The sequence below is a fragment of the Nocardia sp. IFM 10818 genome, from assembly GCF_054655275.1.
In genome coordinates, this window is sequence record NZ_BAAHJH010000001.1 from 2,925,874 (window position 1) to 2,947,961 (window position 22,088).

Below are 22,088 nucleotides of genomic sequence, written 5' to 3' on the forward strand. Positions count from 1 at the left end.
AATTCCCCACGGCGCGCGCGATTGTCCACAACCGAGCGAAAACCCCAGGTCGGCGTGAGCGGCGGCACCGACGCCGCCGCGCACGCTCGATGTCATGACCACGCCCGCTGAACCCACACCTCCCGACCACCTCGACAGCGCCGTCGAGCCGGCCGACAACGCCGTCGACCCCGAACCCGTACTGCGCCTGCGAGATCAGGCCGCCCTCATCGCGACGGCACCCGCGGCCGGCGATGCGCCACCCACCGAACCCCATCGAGCCGACGAGCCGCGCGCTGTGTCGGTCAGCGCTCGCGACGGGTGCGCCGCCGACGCCGAGTACGCCATCGGTCATATATCCCGCGAGCAGCGGGAGATCGAGGCCGTCGGCAGCTCGGACCGGCCGGGCTCGACGCACGGCGTTTCGCCGCTCGATAGCGACTCGTGCCTGCGGGATCCGGGTGAGTTCATCGCCGCGGTGCCTGCGATGCTCGGCTTCCCGCCGGCCAGATCGCTGGTGGTGACCGCGCTGCGGGAGGATCCCGGTGCGCCGGAGCGGGCCGGTGTGGACGTGGTGGTCAGGCTGGACCTGGACAATCCGGGCCGCGCGGCGACCGCCGAAATCCTGGAGCGGGTGGCGGGGGTCTGTGTGCAGCACAATGCCATTGCCGCGATCGCGCTCATTGTCGACGATCGCGCGACGCCGCCCGCCGAGCACCATCGGGGTGTCCGTGCTCGCCGACATCGGGATCTGATTCATGCTCTGGAGCATCGCCTGGATGCGGACGGCATTCCGCTGGCAGGTGCGTGGGCCGTTACCGGGATCGGCGCGGAGCTGCCCTGGTGGAGTCTGCTGGGATCGGCCCGGAGGGGGCGTCAGCCGGATCCCGCGAGTTCCATGGTCACCCTGCGGCAGGTGCTGGAGGGGCGTCCGCTGCGCGGATCACGCGCCGAGCTGACCGATCTCGTGGCCGTCGATTCCGAGGTCCGGGCGCAGGTCGTGGCGGTCTTGGATGCCGCGACCGCCGAGGCCGCGCGGCAGCTGGCGCGGGCGGTGCGGCACGGCGATCCCGATTCCTACACCCGCGCCGCGCTGCGGAAGGTGTTGTGGCACATCGCGAATGTGGAATCGGGGGCGCGGCCGGACCCGCCGGAGCTCGCGGAACTGGCTGTCACACTGCGCGACAAAGCCGTGCGTGACATGCTGTTCGGGCTCATGCCCGGCAGGCACGCCGATGCCGCCGAATCCCTGTGGCTGCAACTGACCCGAGTGCTGCCGGATCCGGATCGCGCCGAAGCCGCCGCGCTCCTGGGCTATGCCGCCTATGTCCGCGGCGACGGACCCTTGGCGGGCATTGCGCTCGAAGCGGCCTTGTCCGCCGACCCGGAGCATCGCATGGCGGTCCTGCTCGACATCGGCCTGCACACCGGTATGCACCCGAATCGTCTGCACCGGCTGGCCGCCTCCGGCCGCGAAGCCGCCGCGGATCTGGGTATCGACCTGGGGGCCGAGCACCCATGAACCCGCGGCGCGGCTGCGGGGGAGAACCGGCTCAGCGGGCGCTGTGCGCGCGATCGCCGAGCGAGCGCAGGAAATCCCAGGCGTCGGAGACGATCTCGTCCAGATCGGTGTGCTCGGGCCGCCAGCCCAGCTCCGCCATGGCGCGGTCGCTGGAGGCGACGAGCACGGCCGGATCGCCCGCGCGGCGGGGCGCGTCGACCGCATTGATCGGCAGGCCGGTCACCCGGGCACACGACGAAATGACTTCGCGCACCGAGAAACCGGTGCCGCTACCCAGATTGAAGATGCGGTGGACGCCCGGCCGCGACTGCGCCAGCGCCAGCAGGTGCGCCTGCGCCAGATCGCGAATGTGGATGTAATCGCGGACCGCCGTGCCGTCCGGCGTCGGATAGTCCGTGCCGAAGACCGAGATGGACTCGCGCTGGCCCAGCGCGGTCTGCAACACCAGGGGGATGAGATGGGTTTCCACCACGCGGTTCTCGCCGAGACCGGCGTATGCGCCGGCGACATTGAAGTACCGCAGGCTGGTCGCCGCCAGTCCGTGCGCCACCGCGTAGGAGGTGATGGCGTAATCGATGGCGAGCTTGGACGCGCCATACGGATTCGTCGGCGCCTTCGGAGCGTCCTCGACGATCGGCACCTGCTCGGGCTCCCCGTACACCGCCGCCGTGGAGGAGAACACCAGCCGCTGCGTGCCGGCGGCGCGCATGGCCTCCAGCAGGGTGAGCGTCTTCACCACATTGCCGTGCCAGTACTTCTCCGGCTGCTGCACCGATTCGCCCACCAGCGACTGCGCCGCGAAATGCAGCACCCCGTCGAAGTTCTCGGCGGCGATGAGCTCCGCGCCCACCGTGGCGATATCGCCCTCGACGAACTTCGCCCCGGCCGGCACGCCCTCGGCATTGCCGGTGGACAGATCGTCGACCACCACCACCTCGTGGCCGTCCTCGAGCAGCACCTGCGCGCACACGCCACCGACGTAGCCCGCGCCTCCGGTCACCAGAAGCTTCAAATCTCAGACCAACTTCACCTGGACGGCGTGCGCCATCTCGTCGGACAGTTCGAATCCGGCATGCCCGGGCACCAGGATGACCACCGAGCCCGGCTTGGTCTCGACGTTCACGCGGGCGTCCGGCACCACGCCGGCCTCACGCAGCTGATTGATGATCTCCGGATCGGTCTGGATGTGCTCGGACAGCCGGCGCACCACCACCGCCGCACTCTGCCCCGCGGGCAGGTCCGACAGCCGCACCAGCTTCTCCTCCGCACCGGAGCTCGGCTGCACGCCCAGCTCGTCCAGACCCGGAATCGGATTGCCATAGGGCGAGGTCGTCGGGTGGTTCAGCACCTCCACCAGGCGGCGCTCCACCTCCTCGCTCATCACATGCTCCCAGCGGCACGCCTCGGCGTGCACGTTCTGCCAATCGAGCCCGATGATGTCGACCAGCAGCCGCTCGGCGAGCCGATGCTTGCGCATGACCGCCACCGCCATGGACCGACCCTTCTCGGTCAGCTCGAGATGACGATCACCGGCGACGGTCAGCAGACCGTCGCGTTCCATCCGGGCGACCGTCTGACTCACCGTCGGGCCGCTCTGCTCGAGGCGCTCGGCAATGCGCGCGCGCAGGGGCGTCACGCCCTCCTCCTCGAGGTCGTAGATGGTACGGAGGTACATCTCCGTGGTGTCGACCAGATCCTTCACCTGTTAACCCCTTCGTCGGCACGAATTCTACCCATGCGCGGCGGCTGCACCGGGCGACAGCTTATTTCGCGAACGCACGGAGAACACCGAGCACGCGCTGCGTGTTCCCTGCGGGTTTGCGCCGTCACCAGGATGGCGCGGGGGTACGACAGCGTTGCGAGGCAATCAGCCTACGAATGTGTGCAACGCATTAGCGTGGCAGGTATGCCTGACCTAGCGCGTGGCGACGGAACCGTCGTCTGGACCGACAAGTTCCTCGACTACGCGTGGACGCCCGAGCATCCCATGCGGCCGGCGCGGCTGGAGTTCACCATGGCGCTGGCACAGGGACTCGGACTGCTCGACGGGGTCGAGACGCTCACGCCGGGCGCGGCGGGGGAGACGGATCTGCTGCGCGTGCACACCCACGAGTACGTCGAGGCCGTCAAGCACGCGGTGCGGCCGCCGGGCCCGCCGCCGGCGGTGGCGCCCTACGGGCTGGGCACCAGCGACAACCCGGTGTTCCCGCACATGCACGAGGCCGCCTCGGTGATCGTGGGCGGGACCCTGGCCGCGGCGCGGGAGATCGCGGCCGGGCGCACCCGGCGCGCGGTCAGCATCGGCGGCGGCATGCACCACGCCATGCCCGAGTCGGCGGCCGGATTCTGCGTGTACAACGATGTGGCGGTGGCGATTTCGTGGCTGCTCGACAATGGTTTCGACCGCATCGCCTATATCGACGTGGACGTGCACCACGGTGACGGGGTGCAGCGCATGTTCTACGGCGACCCGCGCGTGCTGACCATCTCGATCCACCAGCATCCGGCGACCTTGTGGCCCAATACCGGATGGCCCGAGGAGACCGGCATGGGCAGGGCCGAGGGCACGGCGATCAACCTGCCGATCATGCCCGGCACCCGGGATGCGCTGTGGCTGCGCGGATTCCACGCGGTGGTGCCGGGAGCCCTGGCGGCCTTCCGGCCGCAGATCGTGATCAGCCAGTGCGGGGTGGACACCCACCGCGAGGATCCGCTGGCGGATCTGGAACTGAGCGTGGACGGCCAGCGCGCGGCCTTCCTCGCCATGCGGGAAATGGCCGACACCCATGCCGAGGGCCGCTGGCTGGCGGTCGGCGGCGGCGGTTACGGGCTCATCCGGGTGGTGCCGCGGGCCTGGACGCATCTGCTGGCGACCGCCCTGGACCGCACCATCGATCCCGGCACCCCCGTTCCGCGCGAGTGGAAGGATCGGGTCGGGGCGTACGCGCCGACGGTCGCGCCGCCCGAAACCATGGGCGACGGAGCCGACACCGCCTTCGATCGGTGGGACGGTCCCGGCGGCGGTCGCGAAACCGGCGACGAGCGGGCCGACCGCGCGCGCCGCGCCCTCGACACATCCGTATTGGCAACCCGCCGGGCGACTTTCGGGCTGCTCGGCCTGGATCCGGAGGATCCCCGTGACTGAATCCGCCGATCCCGCAGCCGTCCCGGGCAACGGGGCCGGTGCGGTGAATCCGCCGCTGCCCGCGGACACTCCCGGCACGCCGGTGAATCCGCCTCCGCCGCCGCTGCATTGGTTCGCCGATGTGCTGGCCTCCGACGGCGGCGTGGTGCGGCTGCGGCCCATCACCCCCGCGGACGCCGAGCCGATGGAGCGCTTCCACGAGCGGCTCTCCGACCGCACCCGGTACCTGCGCTACTTCGGGCCCTATCCGCGCATGACGCCGAAGGACCTCTACCGCACCACGCACGTCGACTATCACGACCGGGTCGGCCTGGTCATCGAGCTCGGCGACGACATCATCGCGGTCGGCCGCTACGAGTTCCTGGCCGAGCGGCCCGGGCCGCGCGCCGCCGAGGTGGCCTTCGTGGTCGCCGACGAGCATCAGGGCCGCGGCCTGGGCTCCATCCTGCTCGAGCACCTCGCCGGCGCGGCCGCCGAGAACGATATCGAGACCTTCGTCGCCGAGGTGCTGGCCGAGAACAACGCCATGGTGCAGGTGTTCCGCGATGCCGGGTACCAGGTGCAGCGCAGCCGCGACGGCTCGGTGCTGCACCTGGAATTCGCCATCGACCCCACCGAAGCGCTGCTGTCGGTGCGGGATGCCCGCGAACGCGCCTCCGAGGCGCGCAGCGTCGGCAATCTGCTCACGCCGCGCTCGGTGGCGGTCATCGGCGCCACGCCCTCGACCTCACGGGTCGGCGGCGCGGTCCTGGCCAATCTGCTCTCGGGCGCCTTCCAGGGCCCGGTGTTCCCGGTGAGCCGCAGCCGCACCGCGGTGCGCGGGGTGCGCGCGTACCCGACCGTGCGCGATATTCCGGACGAGGTCGATCTGGCGGTCATCGCCGTGCCCGCCGCCGAGATCGGCTCGGTGCTCGACGACTGTATGGCCAAGGGCGTCAAGGGCCTGGTGGTGCTCACCGCCGGTTTCTCCGAGACCGGGCCCAGCGGTTACGCCGCCGAACGCGATCTGCTCGACGCCGCCCGCGCGCACGGCATGCGGGTGGTCGGTCCCAGCGCGCTCGGCATCGCCAATACCGATCCGGCCGTCGCCCTCAATGCCACCCTCGCCCCGGTGCTGCCCGGCCGCGGCCGCATCGGCTTCTTCTGCCAGTCCGGTCCCCTCGGCGCGGCCATTCTCGGCGAGGCGGCCGCCCGGCAGCTCGGCCTGTCCACCTTCGTCTCGGCCGGTAACCGCGCCGACGTCTCCGGCAATGACCTCATGCAGTTCTGGGATACCGATCCCGACACCGATGTGGTGCTGCTGTACCTCGAGACCTTCGGCAATCCGCGCAAGTTCTCCCGCATCGCCCGCCGGGTGGCGCGCACCAAACCCATTGTGGCGGTGAGCAGCGGGCGCAATACCGCGCGCGTGGAGGGCGAGCAGGATCTGGACCGCTCGCTGGTGCGCAACCTGTTCGCCCAGGCGGGCATCATCCAGGTCGACTCCATTACCGAGCTGTTCGACTGCGCCATGCTGCTGGCCTATCAGCCGCTGCCCACCGGCCGCCGGCTCGCGGTCATCGGCAATAGCGCCGCGCTGAGCTGGCTGGCCGTGGACGCGGCTCGCAGCGAGGGCCTCGAGGTGGGCGAACCCATTCACCTCGGCCCGCAGGGCAGTCCCGCCGACTATCTGACGGCGGTGGCCGCGGCCGTCACCGATCCGCATGTCGACGCCGTCATCGTCATCTACTCCCCGCCGGTGCCGACGGCCGTCGCCGCCTACGCCGAGGCCATCCGCTCGGGGGCCCGATCCGATCCGGGCACACCGGTTCTCACCACCTTCGTCGCCGATCAGGGCATGCCCAACCTGCTCGCTACCCGGGGGCCGGGCGGCATTCTCGAACGCGGCTCCATTCCGTCGTTCGGTGATCCGGAACGCGCCGCGCGCGCCCTGGCCCGGGTCCGTCGCTACGCCGACTGGCGCACCCGCCCCGGCTCACCGATCGCCCGCCCCGACGGCGTGGACACCGCGCGCGCCCGGGAACTGGTCGACCAGTGGATGACCGACGATCCGGCCCACTGGCTGACCGACCTGCAGGCCGCGGAACTGTTGTCCTGCTATGGAATCCGCGTCGTCGACTTCCGTGAAGTGGACGATCCCGATGCCGCCGTCGCCGCCGCCGAGGAGCTCGGCTATCCGGTGGCGGCCAAGGCCACCGGCGAGATGTGGCGCAACCGCCCCGATCTGACCGGCGTGCGCCTGGACCTGTGGCGGCCCGACGCCGTCCGCCGCGCCTACACCGATCTGGCCGAAATCTGCGGTGGCCCAATCCATATCCAGCGCATGGCCACCAAGGGCGTCGGCTGTATGTTCCGGGTCCAGGACGACCCGTCCTTCGGTTCGGTCATCAGCTTCGGTCTCTCGGGCACCATCATCGACCTGCTGGGCGACCGCGTGTACCGGGCGCTACCGCTCACCGAGGCCGAGTCCGCCGAACTCATCGACGCCCCGCGCGCGGCCCCGCTGCTCTCGGGCACCGTCGCCGGTCGCGATATCGGCAAACCGGTCGACCGTGATGCCCTGGCCGAACTGGCGCAACGCATTTCGGCGCTCTGCGATGATCTGCCCGAGGTGCGCGAACTGCAGTGCGAGCCCATCCTCGCCTCGCCGGAGGGCGCGGCGGTGCTGTACGGGCGGGTCCGCATCGGTCCCGAGCCCAATCGGTTCGATATCGGTCCGCGGCGCATGGTCTGACGTGATCGGCATGGTCTGACGTGATCGGCGCGGTGTGACGCGATCGGCCGGGGGTGGAAGGGTCCTGACGGGCGCCGGGTCGATACTGTGGCTGTATGCGCGAAGATCAGATCGAGACCGCGACCGCGCCGCTCCGGGACGATATCCGGTTCCTGGGCGGAATCCTCGGCGAGACGATTCGCGACCATGAGGGCGCGGAGGTCTTCGACCTCATCGAACGGGTCCGGGTGGAGGCGTTCAAGGTGCGGCGCTCCGAGGTGGAGCGCAGCGCCGTCGCCGACATGCTGCGCGAGGTGGACATCAAGACCGCGCTGCCGGTGATCCGGGCCTTCAGCCACTTCCTGCTGCTGGCCAATCTGGCCGAGGATCTGCAGCGCGATCGGCGGCGGGCGGTGCACGTGGCCGCGGGGGAGCCGCCGCAGGATTCCAGCCTGGCCGCCACCTACCGCAAGCTCGACGCCCTCGGGCCGGACGGGGACGTGGTGGCCGAGCTGCTGGCCGGGGCACTGGTGTCGCCGGTCATCACCGCCCATCCGACCGAGACGCGGCGGCGCACCATCTTCGACGTACAGGCCCGCATCACCGAATTGATGCGGCGGCGGCAGCGCTATGCCGAGCACGAGCCGGAGTTCGCGCGCATCGACACCGATATCCGGCGGCAGGTGCTGGCCCTGTGGCGGGCGGCGCTGATCCGGTTGGCGCGGTTGCGGATTCAGGACGAGATCGAGGTGGGGCTGCGGTACTACGACCTCACCCTGTTCGACGTGATCCCGCGGATCAACGATCAGGTGCGCACGGCGCTGCGGGCCCGCTGGCCCCAGCACGAGCTGCTGGCGCGCCCCATCCTGCGGCCCGGATCCTGGATCGGCGGCGACCGGGACGGGAACCCGTTCGTGACCGCGGACGTGGTGCATCGCGCCACCCATCGCGCCGGGTCGGTCGCATTCGAGCGGTATTCGACTTCGCTTGTCGAGCTGGAGAAGTCGTTGTCGCAATCGGCGCGGCTGGTGCCGGTGACGCCGGAGCTGAAGGCCCTGGCCGATGCCGGATTCGACGACTCGCCGCAGCGCGCCGACGAACCGTACCGGCGGGCCATTCGCGCCATCCGGGCGCGCCTGAGCGCGACGGCGCGGCGGGCGCTCGGTGAAATCCCCGCGGACGGAATCGATGTCGAGGCGCAGCCCTATGCGGGACCCGAGGAGCTGCTCGCCGACCTGAACGTGGTCGACGCCTCCATGCGCGCCTCCGGCGACGGCCTGCTCGCCGACGATCAGCTCGCGGCCCTGCGCGGTGCGGTGGAGACCTTCGGATTCCATCTGCAGGGCCTGGATCTGCGGCAGAACTCCGAAATGCACGAGCTGGTGGTGGCGGAGCTGTTCGCCTGGGCCGGAGTGCATTCCGACTACGCCTCCCTCGACGAGGCGCAGCGGGTCGAGCTGCTCGCCGCCGAGCTGACCACCCGCCGCCCGCTCATCGGGCCCAATGCCGCACTCAGCGAGCTGGCCGCCAAGGAGCTCGCGGTCGTGCGCGCGGCCAAGACCGCCCTCGACGATCTGGGCGCGGACACGGTGCCCAACTACATCATCAGCATGTGCACCTCGGTCAGCGACATGCTGGAGGCCGCACTGCTGTTGAAGGAAGCCGGCATTCTCGACCCGGGCGACGCCGCCACCGCGCCGTCCAGTCCGGTCGGCGTGGTGCCGCTGTTCGAGACCATCGACGACCTCCGCCACGGCGCCGACATCCTCACCGCCGCTCTGGAAGTGCCCGCCTATCAGCGGCTGGTGGCCGCGCGCGGCATGCAGCAGGAGGTCATGCTCGGCTACTCCGACTCCAACAAGGACGGCGGCTACCTGGCGGCCAACTGGGCGCTCTACCGCGCCGAACTGGATCTGGTGGACGCGGCTCGCAAGACCGGAATCCGCCTGCGGCTCTTCCACGGTCGCGGCGGCACCGTCGGCCGCGGCGGCGGCCGCAGCTACGACGCGATTCTCGCCCAGCCCGCCGGCGCGGTGCGCGGCTCGCTGCGGCTGACCGAACAGGGCGAGGTCATCTCCACCAAGTACGCCGAATCCGGTACGGCCTACCGCAATCTGGAAGCTCTCGTCGCGGGCACCCTGGAGTCGACCCTGCTGGATGTCGAGGGCCTGGGCGCCGATGCCGAACCGGCCTACGAGGTCCTCGACGAGCTCGCCGAGCTCGCCCGCCAGGCGTATTCGAAGCTGGTGCACGAAACCCCCGGCTTCGTGGACTACTTCCGCGCCTCGACCCCTATTGCCGAAGTCGCCGACCTGAACCTGGGTTCCCGCCCGGCCTCGCGCAAGCCCACCAACTCCGTCTACGACCTGCGCGCCATCCCGTGGGTCATGGCCTGGAGCCAGTCCCGGGTCATGCTGCCCGGCTGGTACGGCACCGGTACGGCCATCGAGCAGTGGATCGGTGACGATCCGGCCCGCCTGGCCACCCTCACCGACCTCTACAACCGCTGGCCCTTCTTCCGCACCGTGCTGTCCAATCTCGCCCAGGTCATGGCCAAGGCCGATATGGATATCGCGGCGGCCTACGCCGATCTGGTCCCCGACGAGTCCTTGCGCGACACCGTCTTCGCCATGATCCGCGCGGAGTACACCCGTACCGCCCGCATGCACGCCGCCATCACCGGCACCGATGAACTCCTCGCCGACAACCCGGCGCTCGCGGAGTCCATCCACAACCGCTTCCCCTATCTGGAGCCCCTCAACCAGCTCCAGATCGAGTTGCTGCGCCGCCGTCGCGCCGGCGACGACTCCGAATTGGTGGAGCGCGGCATCCTGCTCACCATGAACGGACTGGCTACCGCACTGCGCAACTCCGGTTAGGACACGCGCTGGCGCGGGGCCGGGCGCTCGCGGTGGGTGATGGCGTCGACGAAGTCGGTCCAGCCGTCGGCGAGCGCGGCGAGCCGGTACCAAGCGGTATGGACCAGCACGCCGGAGAGGTCGTCGCTGGTATGCAGCAGCCGATTGGCGCGGACCTGTGCGGCGGCCATGCGGTCCACGAAGCCGCCGGGCGAGCTGGGGTGCCGATCCGGCGCGGGACCGAACTCGAGCAGCACCCAATTGTCGATCAGTGCTATCAGTTCGGCTCTGCGGCAATCGATCTCGGAGGCGTGCCCGGGATCCTCGCGGCGATTGCGGTGCAGTTCCGCCAGCCGTGCGGCCGACCGGACCACGGGGTGATCGTCGGGCCGTCCGCCGCGATGGCCGCCGAACGCGGCCAGCAACTCGTGCCAGTCGGGCAGGCCGGGCCGGGTGCGGGCGGCGCCCGCCGCCGGGGTGGTGTCATGCGGAAACATGGTCGGCCCCTTGCAGTATCGCGTCACGGACGGCGCTCAGCACCGTCGTGCGACGCGGTATCAGCAGCGGTCCGGCCGCCGGTTCGCACGCCCAGTGCCAGCCGCCGGGCCCATCGGTGCGCGGCAGCATGATCCGGGTGCCCGGCTGCGGAACCGAGGCGCCGTGGGCGGACAGCCTGCGTTGCAGGGCATCGGGAACGGGCTGATAGGGGATCGGCGGCGCGACGAGGAACCGCCACTGCCGGTCGCGCGGATCGGCGATCACCGGTGTGGCCCCCCGGTGCGCGAGCGCGTCCCGCACCCGGCGTCCCAGCTCGGCGGGCAGGCAGACGGTTTCCACCGTGTTCCCGGTGGTGAGGTACGGCCGATCGGCGAACACCTGCACCGGTAGTCCGTAGCGCACGCGCAGCAGATGGGCCGAGTCATAAGGGGAGCAACATGATTCGAACATCGGATCCTCCGAACGCCGGGGTGGTGTGCACCCGGCGTCGCAGGGGAGGGGCGGTGCCCGGCGCCGGGTGCAGAAGAAGTCTGCGCGGCGACCTTGCCCGGCCGGTGACGCGCCGATGCCATTCGCGTGACCGTCTGTAACGCTGTCGTTCCCGCCCGCGCGAGCGCTTTCGTGAGGTCCCTCACCGCGCAGAATTCATTGTGTTGGAGGAGTTTCCACGTTACGTTGCGTCGATGGCGGCGACATCCGGCGAGTTCACTGTGACGTCCTTGGACGCGGCCGCGGCGGCGCGTCGCCTCCCGGGCTGGGTGCCACTGTACAACGCCTGTTTCCATGGCCCGCCTTGGAATTCACCCGCCCGGGATGTGATGCAGTACACCGCGCAGACCGCCTGGCATCTCGAGCAGCCCGGCTTCACCGCCTTGGAGGGCCGCACCCCGACCGGCGCATTGGCGGGAGTGGCCTACGGCTGGCCCACGCCGGTGCCGTGGCCGGACACCGAGTTCTACCGCGACGTCACCCGCGACCTACCCGCCGACCAGGTCCGGCGACTCCAGTCGCCGGGAACCTTCGAAGTGGTCGAATTGATGGTCGACCCGTCCATGCAGGGCCGAGGCCTCGCCCGGACGCTCCTCGGCGCCCTGACCCACGAGCACCGCCGTGCCTGGCTCGTCACCCTGCCCGAGTCCCCGGCCGCGTCGATGTATCGCCGATGGGGCTGGCAACCGACCGGCGGGTTCTCCACCGAGCTCTATCCGCGACTCGAGACCTTCCTCCTCGACTCGTAGCAAATCCGGCTCAGCGCGTAGGAAAAATCCTACGGTTGACATGTAGGTAAAAACCTACATATAGTCTCGATCATGACGATCTCGCAGATCCAGACCATTACCGCCTTCGTCGACGACCAGGACCGCGCCAAGCGCTTCTACACCGAGGTGCTCGGATTCGCCGTCCGCAGCGACCGGACCATGGGCGACAACCGATGGCTCGAGGTCGCCCCCGGCGACTCCGGCACCGCCATCGTCCTGCACAAGCCGTTCCCGGGCGCGAGCGCCGGAACCCTGGGCGGGGTGATCCTCGCCAGCGCCGATCTCGACGGCACCGTGGCACGGCTGCGCGCCGACGGGGCGCAGGTCGACGGACCGGCCGACATGCCCTGGGGACGGCAGGCCACCTTCGCCGACCCGGATGGCAATTCCTATGTGCTCGTCGCCGCGTAATGCCGCAGCGCCTGAAATCCAGTCTCGCCGACCGGGTGTTCGGCGCGCTGGCCAACCCGACCCGCCGCGACATCCTGGACGCGCTGCTCGACGGTGAGCGGACCGCGGGGGAGATCGCCGAGCTGTTCGATATGGCGCGGCCGAGTGTGTCCGAGCATTTGAAGGTGCTGCGCGACTGCGGTCTGGTCGGCGAGGACAAGCGCGGGCGGCATCGCTACTACCGGGTGGAGCCGCAGCCCTTGCACGATCTGCAGTCCTGGCTGGATCCGTTCGAGCGGTACTGGCGTGACCGCATGCGCGATCTGGGCGCCACCCTCGACGCCATGCCCGACGAGCCGAATGAATCCGATGACGGAACGGAGCCGATGCGATGACCGACGATCCCAGCACCATCGAACTGGACCAGTTCTATCCACATGCGCCGGCCAAGGTGTGGCGGGCGCTCACCACGCCGGCGCTGATGGCGCGGTGGCTGATGGAGCCGGAGGGTTTCGAGCCGGTCGTCGGCACCCGTTTCCGCTTGCGCGCCAAGCCGATTGCGGCGACCAATTTCTCCGGTGAGATCAGCTGTGAGGTGCTGGAGGCGGTCCCGGCCGAACGCCTGCGCATCACCTGGGAGGATGCCGCCGCCACCGCGCCGGCCGGGTGGACCGTCACCTGGGATCTGCACCCGGAGGGCCGCGGTACCCGAGTCGTGCTGACCCACAGCGGATTCGATCCCGATGATCCCACCGCGCAGCTGTCGCGCAGCATTATGCGCGGCGGGTGGCCGGGCATCCTCCGCCGCCTGGAGCAGGCGCTCGGGGACGAGGACTCCGGCGCGGACTAGGCGGGCATCGCCATCAGGAAGGCCGGGGCGTGATCCCACGCCCATTCGGCGTAACCGCGTGGCGCGCGGCCGAGTACGCGTTCGACATCGCCGGTGACGGTGGCATTGCGGCCCGCTCGCGCATAGACCTGACCCGCGAGCGCGCCATCGGCGAATTCCGCCGACATGCCGGAGGCGATCATGTGCTCGCGCGCCACCTCGTGCGGTATGTCGACGACATCGATCGGCCGCTCCAGCGCGACGGGGAGCATGGCCGCCTGCTCGTGCGTGGTGATCGCCGCCGGAATCGGCGACTCGCCCAAGCGCTTCGCCCGCATCGGTCGCGTGCGACGGATCCTGGCGGCCGCGGGCGACACCGCCTGGGCCGAACTCGCCGCGGCCGCTGGATATTACGACCAATCCCATATGACCGCGGATTTCCGGTCCCTCATGGGCGTGACGCCGGACCGATTCCGCAAGGGCGATCTACCGGCCCCGGCGGCCTGCCGGGCGCTCACGCGCGCGGCCTAATCGCCCCAGTTGTTCGTCAGATCCACCGCGCCGATCCCCGCCAGCATCTTCTCCGGATGCCGCTGCTGCACAAGAGCGTTGGCGAGGGTGCCCGGCATCGCTTTGAGCGGGTTGGCCATCGCCTGCGCGTCGACGATATCGGCGAGGGCCCGCCCGCCCCCGAGCCGCGGATACCGCGCGTGCACCAGATCGCCGTACCCGGCCGGCAGATCTCCCGGACCGCCGCCCACATCGATCCCGATGCCCGACACCGCGATCCAGATCTCGGGGCGCCTGCGGCGGCGGAAGACGGGGGAGTCGATGAACCCCAGGGTGTGCACGGCGATCGCGTCCCACACCACGTCCACCCGTTCGCCGGTGACCCCGTTCTCCTCCAGGAACCGCGCCGCGAAATCCGCCCCGTCGACCTCGAACCGCTGATCGCCATTGGCCACGTCGGACAGGCCGATATCGTGCAGCGCGCAGATGAGATAGACCAGCTCGTCGTCGAAGTCCGCCCCCGCGCGCAACCCCTGCTCCTGGGCCAGCCTGCGGCCGAACAAGTATCCGCGCACACTGTGATTGCGGATCGCGGCGGTGAGCGAATCCTCCATCAACTGCTGCGCCTTCGCCGCCAGCGGTGTGGTCGGCAGCGCGAGCGCGTCCTCCTCGGCGCTCGCCCGACCCGGCTGCAGCGCCATTGCCACGCCGGCCAGCCCGGCTCCTGCGAGCGCGTTTCTACGCGAGAACTCCATCGGTATCTCCTTGGATAGCAGCGGTATTCGCCGATGAACGGATGATCGTTCTCGATTTTTCGGCGAACACTCACCACCCGACAGTGGCCAGAATGACACAGTGCGTTAAATTCTGGCCATGCACGTGGTAGCCGTCCTGGCACTCGAGGGCGTGGTCCCCTTCGAGCTGACCATTCCCGGCCAGGTCTTCGGCATGGCCAACTCCTGCGCCCCCGCACCCGCCTATGAGGTCCGCCTGGTGGCGCCGGGCCGGCAGGTCACCGCCGATCTCACCCTCGGCGGCTTCGTCCTGCGCACCGACTGGGACCTTCCCGACCTGACCGCCGCCGACACCGTCATAATCCCGGGTCACGCCAATTTCGCCGCGCCCCAACCGGAACCGGTCCTGACCGCGGTGCGCGCGGCAGCGGCGCGAGGCGCGCGCACAGCCTCGGTGTGCGTGGGCGCCTTCACCCTCGCCGCCACCGGCCTACTGGACGGCCGCCGCGCCACCACCCACTGGCGGCACGCCGACGAACTGTCGCGCCTCCATCCCGGCATCGAGGTGGACCCCGCCGTCCTCTTCATCGACGACGGCCAATTCCTCACCTCGGCCGGCGTCGCCGCCGGCCTCGACCTGTGCCTGCACCTGGTCCGCCGCGACCTCGGCGCGGCCGTGGCCGCCGAAACCTCCCGCGGCATGGTCATGCCCCTCCAACGCGAAGGCGGCCAAGCGCAATTCATCCAGCATCCGATACCCGGCGGCGACGGCAACCACCTCCAACCCACCCTCACGTGGATGGAATCCAACCTCCGGCGCCCGCTCACCCTCGCCGATATAGCCCGCCACGCCAACCTCAGCGTCCGCACCCTGACCCGCCACTTCCAGGAACAGGTCGGCACCACACCCCTGCAATGGCTGTTGTCCACCCGCGTCCGCTACGCCCGCGAACTCCTGGAAACCACCGACCTGGCCATCGAAACCATTGCCCAGCAAGCCGGTTTCGCCACCTCGACCACCCTGCGCCACCACTTCACCCACCGGCTGGGTACCTCCCCCCACCAGTACCGCAGCGCCTTCCGCGCCCGTGAGCGCGCCTCATAGGAAGTCCCGGAACACCGTCCCGGACCGCAGGTGCGCGGCGAATCAGTCGGCGGTGGCCTTCACCCAGCGGGTGGCGAGATCGACGACGGCGGGGAGCTTGGCGCGCACATCGGCCGCGTCGGCGAAGGTGATGAGACCGCGGTCGGGGGAGCGCCAGTCGATCAAGCCGGTGGGGTCGTCGAAGGTGAAGCCGTCGATATCGGCGTCACGTTTCTTGGCGCCGCGGTGGAAGATCAGGGTGACGACGTCCTTGGGCTGGAGTTGGAAGGTGATGCGGTCGTCGCCGTTGACGCAGAAGCTCGGGGCGTTCCACTTGATCTGTTCGGTGAGTCCGGGATTCGCGAGGAGGATGGCGGCGCGCAACTCTTCGATCTCGGCCTTGCGGGGGTGGGTGGATTCGGCGAGGAACTCTTCGACACTCTGCTTCTTGGCCATGGTCACTCCGTCGGCTCGGCAGCATGGAAGGAAATGCCGTGATCGCAGGTGATCCTACGCCGGACACGTAGAAGCCGGTCGGTTCGCGATACCCGGAGGGGGACAAGCGGGTATCGAAAACCGACCGGCGTGGATCGGGCCGGCGCCTCGAAGACGGCCCGATGTCTGGGGGAGAACTATCAGCTGGCGTAGGCACGCAGGCGGTCGGCCCGCTCACCCTTGCGGAGCTTGGACATGACCTCGCGCTCGATCTGGCGGACACGCTCGCGGGACAGGCCGAAGAGCTTGCCGATCTGGTCGAGGGTGCGCGGCTGCCCGTCGTCGAGGCCGTAGCGCAGGCGGATGACCTGCTGCTCGCGCTCGTCGAGGGTGGCCAGCACGGTGCGCACATCGCGGTGCAGCAGACCGGCGATGACGGCGGACTCGGCGGAGGTGGCCTCGGAATCCTCGATGAAATCACCGAGCGGGGCCTCTTCGTCATTGCCGACCGGCATGTCCAGGCTTACCGGATCCCGGCTGTGGTCGAGCAGATCGGCGATCTTCTCCTGCGGAATCCCGGACTCGCGCGCCAGTTCCGCATCGGTGGCCTCGCGGCCGAGCTGCTGGTGCAGTTCGCGCTTGATGCGGGCGAGCTTGTTGACCTGCTCCACCAGATGCACGGGAAGGCGGATGGTGCGGCTCTGATCGGCCATGCCGCGGGTGATCGCCTGCCGGATCCACCAGGTGGCATAGGTCGAGAACTTGAAGCCCTTGGTGTAGTCGAACTTCTCCATGGCGCGGATGAGGCCGAGGTTGCCCTCCTGGATCAGATCCAGCAGCGGCATGCCGCGGCCGGTGTAGCGCTTGGCCAGCGACACCACGAGGCGCAGATTCGCTTCGAGCAGATGCTGCCGGGCGGCCTGACCCTCACGGACCAGGATCGCGAGATCCTTCTTGCGGGCCGCGGACAGTCGTTTGCTCGTCTCCAGCAGATGCTGCGCGTAGAGGCCCGCCTCGATGCGCTTGGCCAGCTCGACCTCGTCGGCGGCCGTGAGCAGCGCGGTCTTGCCGATTCCGTTCAGGTACACACGTACCAGGTCGGCTGCGGGGCTCTGGGCGTCGAGGTCCTGTTCGCTGGTGCGCACGTCAGTGGTGGCGGGGCTTGTCATGACTTGCCTCCTGTCGGTGGTGTCTCGCTCCGTTCAACGGACCCGACATCAGGAAAGTTCCCCGCCGCACCGCGCGTAAACCGCATCTGAGCTGCGGTTTTTACGGCGCACGTCTGAGAAGTTCCTGAGAACGGCGCAGGTCGGGGAACACGGTCGTGGCATGGCCGGTCGCCGGTGTCCGGGCGATTGCCGCCCTCGGATCCGAACTGCCGCCCGCCCCAATCGATTACGTGTCAATGGATCCCCGCCCTGCTACTGGTCCGTCCAGCTGCCGATGCAACGATGCGCAGGTCATCGGCATTCCCCGGATCTTGCGCGGCAAGCCTGGTCTGTGACCGGTATCACTCCGAATTATCGGTCCGGGAGGGTATACGGCCGCTGACCGGGGGAGGTTCTACGCCTTTTGCTGGTATGGTCATACCACTTATGTGGTACGTTCATATCAACAACGAGGGCGAGGGGATGCCGTGGCCGACAGGAGACGCTTTCGCTCAGCGGGGATGGATGAGGCCGTGCCGCACCAGCCCGACCACCACGCCCATTGCGGCGGCTTCGAATTCGGGGGTCGCGGCCTCGCCGGTCGCGCCGAAAGCCAGCAGTTCCACCAGCTCGCTCAGCGGCAGCCCGTCGGGACGCATACCGGCCAGCAGCGCCGCGATGGTGTCGTCGACCTCGTGCTGCCAGCGCGGGCCGTCACCGCGGTGCAGGCGGGCCACCCGCTGGTCCCAGCCGTCCGCGCCGGGCAGGTACACCCGCTCCAGTGCGGTGGCCGGATCCACCTCGAAGCGCGAGGCGAGAATGCGGTCCGGATCGGTGGCCACCGCGCGCAGCCAGGCCGACCGCTCGAAGTAGCGGGTCGCCTCGGCGCCCAGCGGATCGTCGAAGCCGTGCGTGAGGTCCTCGGCGAGCAGTTCGGTCGGGCCGTCGATGGCGCGCAGATAGACGAAGCCGAAACCGATGCCCGCCACATCCGCGGCGGTGAAGGCGTCGAGCCACTGTTCGGCGCGCGCCTGGGCCGCCGGCTCGCGCGGATCCAATCCGGCGTCGCGCAGCCAGGTTCCGACATACAGGGCGGGATCGGCGATATCGCGCTGCACGATCCAGGCATCGACGCCGTGGTCGGGCAGCCAGCTCGACACCCGCGTGCGCCAGTCCTCTCCCTCTATATGCACCCACGACGCGAGCAGCGCCGCGGTGCCGCCCGGATTCAACAGTTCCGGGATGCCGGAGATGACCAGTTCGCTGGCGCCGTCGAGGGCCAGCCCGGAATCGCGGTAGGTGTGCTCGATGCGCGCGGGGCCCACCACGAACGGGGGATTGGCCACCACCTGATCGAATCGGCGGCCCGCCACGGGCTCGAACCAGGAGCCCTCGCGCAGTTCGATATCCAGCTCGTTGAGCGCGGCATTGGCCTCGGCCAGCCACAGCGCGCGCTTGCTCACATCGGTGCCGGTGACGGTGCGGGCGTAGGACTTCGCGTGAATGGCCTGCACGCCGCAGCCGGTGCCGAGATCCAGCACGGTGCCGGCCGGATCGGTCGGCGTCGCGCGCAGCAGCGAGAGCGAGGCCTGGCCGACGCCCAGCACGTGCTCGGCGTCGAGGGTGCGGCGATGCATGGAGTCGTCGAGATCCGACAGCACCCAGCGGGTGCCGGCGCCGAGGTCGAGCGGGCGCAGATCCAGCGCCGCGCGCAGCTGGCCGCCGTCGCGTTCGAGCAGTCCGGCGGCCACCGCGCGGTCCATGTCCACGGGGGCGAGCGCGGCGGCCACCTCGCGTTCGGGCATCGGATCGCCCAGCAGCAGCAGGCGAATCAGGGTGCCGAGCTCACCGGCGTCGCGCGCGGCGTGGCGCACCGGCACCGGCTCGGAGCGGCCGAGGGCGGCGTGCGCGTCGGCGCCGAGGACGTCGAGGAGGGTATCGGCGTCGTAGCCGACGCGGGTCAGCGCGGCGCGCAGGGCGGGCGCGAGGTCGGCGAGCAGGGACGAGGCGGTCGTCTGGTTCGTCGGCATGACTACGAACTCTGCCACCGCAACCCCCGGGCATTGCGCACCGGCCCCTGCTCAGAACACGCGGTGTCCGAGATGCCGGAATACAGCGCAACTCCGGCTATTATTCGCAACAATGCGTTCGGCGTCGGGCCCGTGTTTGCGGGGCTTGATATCCGGGCATACAGACCATTCCGTATTTATTCTTCAAGCCCTCATCGGCGGGGCCGTGACCTGCGACGGCCCCGGCGGGTCGGAAGTTTGCCGGAATCGTGTGGCCGAAAGCCGTTACCGCGATTCAAGATCAACAATTTGAAGATCAGAATTGTTGTCACACAATGTTCTTCGTCTGTGTATGCTGCGATCATGTGCGGCTCCACGACGAGGTGGTATGACGGCGAGGCGGTGTCGTAAGTGGATGTCAACAAGATCCGGCGTCGAACCGCCGCAATTGCGGCGATCCTCGGGGTGCTGGCTCTGATGGTTACTGGCGCGTTGGATCGATTGTTGCTGGGTGTTTTCATAAGCGCCGGGCTCACCCTCGGGTGGGTTAACGCTCAGCTCACCTGGATGTCCATTGTGCGCATCACCGATTCGGAAACGCCGAGTAAGCAAAAGCTCGCGATGTCCTCGGCTGCGCGGCTACTCTCATTGACCGGTCTGGCCATCCTGATCGCCATCTTCACCCGGCCCAACGGCATCGGAATCTTCTTCGGGCTGGCCGTCTTCCAGATCGTGCTGATCTACCACACCGTTGTGCCCGAACTGAAAGGGCTTCGACAGCAATCATGAGCTATACAGTCGCTTCGATCGCCCCGCCGGGCGGTCCCTTCAGTCTGTTCGCGGCAGAGGAGGGCGAGTCCAAGATCCATGTCGGCGAATACATGCAGGCGCATTTGTTCGGCATGACCTTCAACGTCGACACCATCGTCTCCACCGCGGTCGCCGCGATCATCGTGCTGGCCCTGGCCTTCTATCTGCGCGTGAAGATCACCTCCGGCGTGCCCAACGGCGTCCAGCTGTTCTTCGAGGCCGTCACGGTCCAGATGCGCAATCAGGTCGAGGGCGCGATCGGCATGAAGATCGCGCCGTTCGCGCTGCCGCTGGCGGTCACCCTGTTCGTCTACATCCTGCTGTCCAACTGGCTGTCGGTGCTGCCCGTGCAGTACGGCCAGGGCGAATTGATCAAACCGCCCGCCTCTGATATCAACTTCGTCTTCGCGCTGGCGGCCTTCGTCTTCGTCTTCTACCAACTCGCCGGTGTGTGGCGGCGCGGCGCGGGCGGGCATGTCAAGCAATTGCTCAAAGGCCATACCGGCTGGGGGCCAATGGTCTTCATCAACGTGATCGAGGAAGTAGCCAAGCCGCTGTCGCTGTCGCTGCGACTATTCGGCAACATGTTCGCCGGCACCGTGATGATCTCGGTGATCACGTTGTTCCCCTTCTGGATCAGCTGGGGCCCGAATGCCATCTGGAAGGTGTTCGACATGTTCGTCGGACTCATCCAGGCCTTCATTTTCTCCCTGCTGACCATCCTGTACTTCAGCCAGTCGATGGCGGTGGAGCACGAAAAGCACTGATCGACTGCTGATCTCCCTCTTCGACAACGTTTTCACAAAAGGAAGTGACAAATGGAAACTGCGACCATCGTCCAAGGCGCGCTCATCGGCGGCGGCCTGATCATGGCGGGCGGCGCCATCGGCGCCGGCATCGGTGACGGTCTCGCCGGTGCGGCCCTGATCAACGGCGTCGCGCGCCAGCCCGAGGCCGAGCCCAAGCTGCGCGTCAACTTCTTCCTGACCGTCGGTCTGGTCGAGGCGGCCTACTTCATCAATCTAGCGTTCATGGCTCTGTTCGTATTCGCTACTCCCGGCAAGTAGTCCGGTCATGTCTCCGCGAACAGATGTGGTGGCCCAGCAGAATTTCCTGATTCCCAACGGCACCTTCTTCGTCGAGCTCGCGATCTTCCTGATCGTGCTCGGAGTCATCTGGTTCTTCGTGGTCCCGCCGATCCGGAAAGTCCTGGAGGAGCGGGAGGCGCGCATCAGCGAGACGGCGGTGACCGCCAAGGAGGCCGCCGACGTCTTCGCCGAGGCCGAGGCCCGCTACAACACGGCGCTGGAGAAGGCCCGCGCGGAAGCGGCCGAGATCCGCAATCAGGCGCGGGCCGAAGGCAGGGCGATCCTCGAGGAACTGCGCGGCGAAGCCCAGCAGGAAGCCGATCACATCGTCGAGGAGACCACGGCGCAATTGCGCGCCGAGGCCGATCAGGTCGCCGCCGAACTTCGAGAATCCGTTGAACCGCTCGCTCACGATCTGGCCGATCGCATGCTCGGCATGAACATGAACGGTCGTACCCGAACCAGTGCCGGCCATCAGAGAGGACAGGGGTCGTGATCGACGCGTACGACCTGCTCGCCGCCGAAGGCATCTACAACATCACCTGGGATTGGCCCATCTTCTTCAGCCAGCTGTTCGGCTTCGGCGTCATCGTGTGGTTCTTCTGGAAATACATTGTCCCGCCGGTGAAGAGGATCATGACCAAGGCCCAGGAGCAGGTCCAGAAACAGCTGGACGACAGTGAGCGGGCGGCGGACCGGCTGCTCGCCGCGAAGCAGGCCTACGACTCCTCGGTCAAGGAGGCGCAGGCCGAACTCGAGCGCATGCGCGAGGAGGCCCGCGTCGACGCCGACCGCATCATCGCGCAGATGCGCGAGGCCGCCGCCGAGGAGGTGGAGCGCGTCCGCAAACAGGGTCGCGAGCAGATCCTGCAGTTCCGCCGCCAGCTCATCCGCGATCTGGAGGCCGATCTGTCGGCCGCCATGCTCGCCCTCACCGAGGAGAAGATGCGCGAGCACGTCAGCACCCCGCAGGCCCGGGCCGAGAGCGTCGAGAAGTTCCTCGAAGACCTCGAAGCCCTTGCCAATTCCGCACCGGCCGCGCGGCCGGAGCCGCGGACCGGTTGGAACTGAACGAAT

Annotated in this window: 24 protein-coding genes; 15 read left to right on the forward strand and 9 right to left on the reverse strand. The window is 68.8% G+C overall.

Going from position 1 to position 22,088, the window contains the following annotated elements; all coding sequences use genetic code 11:
* Window positions 1-94 precede the first annotated feature (94 nt).
* Window positions 95-1,501: a DUF4192 domain-containing protein gene (locus tag ACYQ5L_RS13490; RefSeq protein ID WP_459957688.1), complete on the forward strand. Its 1,407-nt coding sequence runs from the start codon at window positions 95-97 to the stop codon at window positions 1,499-1,501.
* Window positions 1,502-1,532: 31 nt separating this feature from the next.
* Here the strand turns inward: ACYQ5L_RS13490 and galE are convergent, their stop codons facing one another.
* Window positions 1,533-2,513, reverse strand: a complete 981-nt coding sequence (gene galE, locus ACYQ5L_RS13495) for a UDP-glucose 4-epimerase GalE (RefSeq protein WP_459957689.1) — start codon at window positions 2,511-2,513, stop codon at window positions 1,533-1,535.
* A 3-nt stretch (window positions 2,514-2,516) separates the two neighbouring features.
* On the reverse strand, window positions 2,517-3,203 hold the full coding sequence (locus ACYQ5L_RS13500) for an iron-dependent transcriptional repressor DtxR (protein WP_379197929.1): 687 nt from the start codon (window positions 3,201-3,203) through the stop codon (window positions 2,517-2,519).
* A gap of 204 nt (window positions 3,204-3,407) precedes the next feature.
* Between ACYQ5L_RS13500 and ACYQ5L_RS13505 the strand changes: the two genes are divergently transcribed.
* The 3 genes from ACYQ5L_RS13505 (at window position 3,408) to ppc (ending at window position 10,238) form a co-directional block, all read left to right on the forward strand.
* The gene (locus tag ACYQ5L_RS13505; protein ID WP_459957690.1) at window positions 3,408-4,646 is read left to right on the forward strand and encodes an acetoin utilization protein AcuC; all 1,239 of its coding nucleotides are present in this window, start codon (window positions 3,408-3,410) and stop codon (window positions 4,644-4,646) included.
* Window positions 4,647-4,689: 43 nt separating this feature from the next.
* On the forward strand, window positions 4,690-7,380 hold the full coding sequence (locus ACYQ5L_RS13510) for a bifunctional acetate--CoA ligase family protein/GNAT family N-acetyltransferase (protein WP_459963426.1): 2,691 nt from the start codon (window positions 4,690-4,692) through the stop codon (window positions 7,378-7,380).
* A 95-nt stretch (window positions 7,381-7,475) separates the two neighbouring features.
* Window positions 7,476-10,238, forward strand: coding sequence for a phosphoenolpyruvate carboxylase (gene ppc, locus ACYQ5L_RS13515; RefSeq protein WP_459957691.1), 2,763 nt, complete (start codon window positions 7,476-7,478; stop codon window positions 10,236-10,238).
* On the opposite strand, the gene ACYQ5L_RS13520 is transcribed toward ppc, so the two are convergent.
* Both ACYQ5L_RS13520 and ACYQ5L_RS13525 read right to left on the reverse strand, forming a co-directional pair.
* A complete protein-coding gene (locus tag ACYQ5L_RS13520) occupies window positions 10,235-10,714 on the reverse strand; it encodes a DUF4254 domain-containing protein (RefSeq protein WP_459957692.1) in 480 nt (159 codons plus the stop codon). The two genes, ppc and ACYQ5L_RS13520, sit on opposite strands and share 4 nt — an antisense overlap.
* Window positions 10,701-11,165: a hypothetical protein gene (locus ACYQ5L_RS13525; RefSeq protein ID WP_459957693.1), complete on the reverse strand. Its 465-nt coding sequence runs from the start codon at window positions 11,163-11,165 to the stop codon at window positions 10,701-10,703. The genes ACYQ5L_RS13520 and ACYQ5L_RS13525 overlap by 14 nt, the downstream gene beginning before the upstream one ends.
* A 233-nt stretch (window positions 11,166-11,398) precedes the next feature.
* On the opposite strand from ACYQ5L_RS13525, the gene ACYQ5L_RS13530 reads away from it, so the two are divergent.
* From ACYQ5L_RS13530 to ACYQ5L_RS13545, 4 genes are all read left to right on the forward strand, one after another.
* Window positions 11,399-11,953, forward strand: coding sequence for a GNAT family N-acetyltransferase (locus ACYQ5L_RS13530; RefSeq protein ID WP_459957694.1), 555 nt, complete (start codon window positions 11,399-11,401; stop codon window positions 11,951-11,953).
* A 72-nt stretch (window positions 11,954-12,025) separates the two neighbouring features.
* The gene (locus tag ACYQ5L_RS13535; protein WP_459957695.1) at window positions 12,026-12,385 is read left to right on the forward strand and encodes a VOC family protein; all 360 of its coding nucleotides are present in this window, start codon (window positions 12,026-12,028) and stop codon (window positions 12,383-12,385) included.
* Entirely contained in the window at window positions 12,385-12,759 is a 375-nt protein-coding gene (locus ACYQ5L_RS13540; protein ID WP_459957696.1) for an ArsR/SmtB family transcription factor, read from the forward strand. Before ACYQ5L_RS13535 ends, ACYQ5L_RS13540 begins: the two co-directional genes overlap by 1 nt.
* On the forward strand, window positions 12,756-13,214 hold the full coding sequence (locus tag ACYQ5L_RS13545; protein ID WP_459957697.1) for an SRPBCC family protein: 459 nt from the start codon (window positions 12,756-12,758) through the stop codon (window positions 13,212-13,214). Before ACYQ5L_RS13540 ends, ACYQ5L_RS13545 begins: the two co-directional genes overlap by 4 nt.
* Here ACYQ5L_RS13545 and ACYQ5L_RS13550 read toward each other — a convergent pair.
* Window positions 13,211-13,465 (reverse strand): Rossmann-fold NAD(P)-binding domain-containing protein, encoded by a 255-nt coding sequence (locus ACYQ5L_RS13550; protein WP_459957698.1) that lies wholly within the window; start codon window positions 13,463-13,465, stop codon window positions 13,211-13,213. The genes ACYQ5L_RS13545 and ACYQ5L_RS13550 overlap by 4 nt on opposite strands.
* Between ACYQ5L_RS13550 and ACYQ5L_RS13555 the strand changes: the two genes are divergently transcribed.
* On the forward strand, window positions 13,464-13,724 hold the full coding sequence (locus tag ACYQ5L_RS13555; RefSeq protein WP_459957699.1) for a helix-turn-helix domain-containing protein: 261 nt from the start codon (window positions 13,464-13,466) through the stop codon (window positions 13,722-13,724). The two genes, ACYQ5L_RS13550 and ACYQ5L_RS13555, sit on opposite strands and share 2 nt — an antisense overlap.
* On the opposite strand, the gene ACYQ5L_RS13560 is transcribed toward ACYQ5L_RS13555, so the two are convergent.
* Window positions 13,721-14,458 (reverse strand): HD domain-containing protein, encoded by a 738-nt coding sequence (locus tag ACYQ5L_RS13560; RefSeq protein ID WP_459957700.1) that lies wholly within the window; start codon window positions 14,456-14,458, stop codon window positions 13,721-13,723. The two genes, ACYQ5L_RS13555 and ACYQ5L_RS13560, sit on opposite strands and share 4 nt — an antisense overlap.
* Before the next feature lie 118 nt (window positions 14,459-14,576).
* Between ACYQ5L_RS13560 and ACYQ5L_RS13565 the strand changes: the two genes are divergently transcribed.
* A complete protein-coding gene (locus ACYQ5L_RS13565) occupies window positions 14,577-15,542 on the forward strand; it encodes a GlxA family transcriptional regulator (RefSeq protein ID WP_459957701.1) in 966 nt (321 codons plus the stop codon).
* A 42-nt stretch (window positions 15,543-15,584) separates the two neighbouring features.
* Here the strand turns inward: ACYQ5L_RS13565 and ACYQ5L_RS13570 are convergent, their stop codons facing one another.
* The 3 genes from ACYQ5L_RS13570 to ACYQ5L_RS13580 all read right to left on the reverse strand — a co-directional run bounded on the left by ACYQ5L_RS13570 (window position 15,585) and on the right by ACYQ5L_RS13580 (window position 19,134).
* Window positions 15,585-15,977 carry a DUF1801 domain-containing protein gene (locus ACYQ5L_RS13570; RefSeq protein ID WP_459957702.1) on the reverse strand — a complete coding sequence of 131 codons (393 nt, stop codon included), beginning with the start codon at window positions 15,975-15,977 and terminating at the stop codon, window positions 15,585-15,587.
* Between the two features lie 179 nt (window positions 15,978-16,156).
* Entirely contained in the window at window positions 16,157-17,125 is a 969-nt protein-coding gene (locus tag ACYQ5L_RS13575) for a sigma-70 family RNA polymerase sigma factor (protein ID WP_067547695.1), read from the reverse strand.
* 491 nt (window positions 17,126-17,616) lie between these two features.
* Window positions 17,617-19,134: a DUF7782 domain-containing protein gene (locus ACYQ5L_RS13580; protein WP_459957703.1), complete on the reverse strand. Its 1,518-nt coding sequence runs from the start codon at window positions 19,132-19,134 to the stop codon at window positions 17,617-17,619.
* 390 nt (window positions 19,135-19,524) lie between these two features.
* Here ACYQ5L_RS13580 and ACYQ5L_RS13585 point away from each other — a divergent pair, with 390 nt between their 5' ends.
* From ACYQ5L_RS13585 to ACYQ5L_RS13605, 5 genes are all read left to right on the forward strand, one after another.
* On the forward strand, window positions 19,525-19,902 hold the full coding sequence (locus ACYQ5L_RS13585; protein ID WP_379197893.1) for a hypothetical protein: 378 nt from the start codon (window positions 19,525-19,527) through the stop codon (window positions 19,900-19,902).
* A 92-nt stretch (window positions 19,903-19,994) separates the two neighbouring features.
* Window positions 19,995-20,690 carry a F0F1 ATP synthase subunit A gene (gene atpB, locus ACYQ5L_RS13590; protein ID WP_379198232.1) on the forward strand — a complete coding sequence of 232 codons (696 nt, stop codon included), beginning with the start codon at window positions 19,995-19,997 and terminating at the stop codon, window positions 20,688-20,690.
* A 51-nt stretch (window positions 20,691-20,741) separates the two neighbouring features.
* The gene (locus tag ACYQ5L_RS13595) at window positions 20,742-20,990 is read left to right on the forward strand and encodes a F0F1 ATP synthase subunit C (protein ID WP_379197891.1); all 249 of its coding nucleotides are present in this window, start codon (window positions 20,742-20,744) and stop codon (window positions 20,988-20,990) included.
* 7 nt (window positions 20,991-20,997) lie between these two features.
* The gene (locus tag ACYQ5L_RS13600) at window positions 20,998-21,507 is read left to right on the forward strand and encodes a F0F1 ATP synthase subunit B (protein WP_459957704.1); all 510 of its coding nucleotides are present in this window, start codon (window positions 20,998-21,000) and stop codon (window positions 21,505-21,507) included.
* Window positions 21,504-22,082, forward strand: coding sequence for a F0F1 ATP synthase subunit B family protein (locus tag ACYQ5L_RS13605; RefSeq protein ID WP_459957705.1), 579 nt, complete (start codon window positions 21,504-21,506; stop codon window positions 22,080-22,082). The genes ACYQ5L_RS13600 and ACYQ5L_RS13605 overlap by 4 nt, the downstream gene beginning before the upstream one ends.
* Window positions 22,083-22,088: the final 6 nt, after the last annotated feature.

Excerpts from the sequence above, each read along its gene's own strand:
- ACYQ5L_RS13580 (WP_459957703.1), bottom strand. The coding sequence starts at position 19,134 with ATGCCGACGAACCAGACGACCGCCTCGTCCCTGCTCGCCGACCTCGCG.
- ACYQ5L_RS13530 (WP_459957694.1), top strand. The coding sequence starts at position 11,399 with ATGGCGGCGACATCCGGCGAGTTCACTGTGACGTCCTTGGACGCGGCC.
- ACYQ5L_RS13560 (WP_459957700.1), bottom strand. The coding sequence starts at position 14,458 with ATGGAGTTCTCGCGTAGAAACGCGCTCGCAGGAGCCGGGCTGGCCGGC.
- ACYQ5L_RS13555 (WP_459957699.1), top strand. The coding sequence starts at position 13,464 with ATGGCCGCCTGCTCGTGCGTGGTGATCGCCGCCGGAATCGGCGACTCG.
- ACYQ5L_RS13525 (WP_459957693.1), bottom strand. The coding sequence starts at position 11,165 with ATGTTCGAATCATGTTGCTCCCCTTATGACTCGGCCCATCTGCTGCGC.
- ACYQ5L_RS13600 (WP_459957704.1), top strand. The coding sequence starts at position 20,998 with ATGTCTCCGCGAACAGATGTGGTGGCCCAGCAGAATTTCCTGATTCCC.
- ACYQ5L_RS13505 (WP_459957690.1), top strand. The coding sequence starts at position 3,408 with ATGCCTGACCTAGCGCGTGGCGACGGAACCGTCGTCTGGACCGACAAG.
- ACYQ5L_RS13570 (WP_459957702.1), bottom strand. The coding sequence starts at position 15,977 with ATGGCCAAGAAGCAGAGTGTCGAAGAGTTCCTCGCCGAATCCACCCAC.
- ppc (WP_459957691.1), top strand. The coding sequence starts at position 7,476 with ATGCGCGAAGATCAGATCGAGACCGCGACCGCGCCGCTCCGGGACGAT.
- ACYQ5L_RS13520 (WP_459957692.1), bottom strand. The coding sequence starts at position 10,714 with ATGTTTCCGCATGACACCACCCCGGCGGCGGGCGCCGCCCGCACCCGG.
- ACYQ5L_RS13595 (WP_379197891.1), top strand. The coding sequence starts at position 20,742 with ATGGAAACTGCGACCATCGTCCAAGGCGCGCTCATCGGCGGCGGCCTG.
- ACYQ5L_RS13490 (WP_459957688.1), top strand. The coding sequence starts at position 95 with ATGACCACGCCCGCTGAACCCACACCTCCCGACCACCTCGACAGCGCC.
- ACYQ5L_RS13565 (WP_459957701.1), top strand. The coding sequence starts at position 14,577 with ATGCACGTGGTAGCCGTCCTGGCACTCGAGGGCGTGGTCCCCTTCGAG.
- ACYQ5L_RS13575 (WP_067547695.1), bottom strand. The coding sequence starts at position 17,125 with ATGACAAGCCCCGCCACCACTGACGTGCGCACCAGCGAACAGGACCTC.
- ACYQ5L_RS13545 (WP_459957697.1), top strand. The coding sequence starts at position 12,756 with ATGACCGACGATCCCAGCACCATCGAACTGGACCAGTTCTATCCACAT.
- ACYQ5L_RS13540 (WP_459957696.1), top strand. The coding sequence starts at position 12,385 with ATGCCGCAGCGCCTGAAATCCAGTCTCGCCGACCGGGTGTTCGGCGCG.
- ACYQ5L_RS13550 (WP_459957698.1), bottom strand. The coding sequence starts at position 13,465 with ATGCTCCCCGTCGCGCTGGAGCGGCCGATCGATGTCGTCGACATACCG.
- ACYQ5L_RS13535 (WP_459957695.1), top strand. The coding sequence starts at position 12,026 with ATGACGATCTCGCAGATCCAGACCATTACCGCCTTCGTCGACGACCAG.
- atpB (WP_379198232.1), top strand. The coding sequence starts at position 19,995 with ATGCAGGCGCATTTGTTCGGCATGACCTTCAACGTCGACACCATCGTC.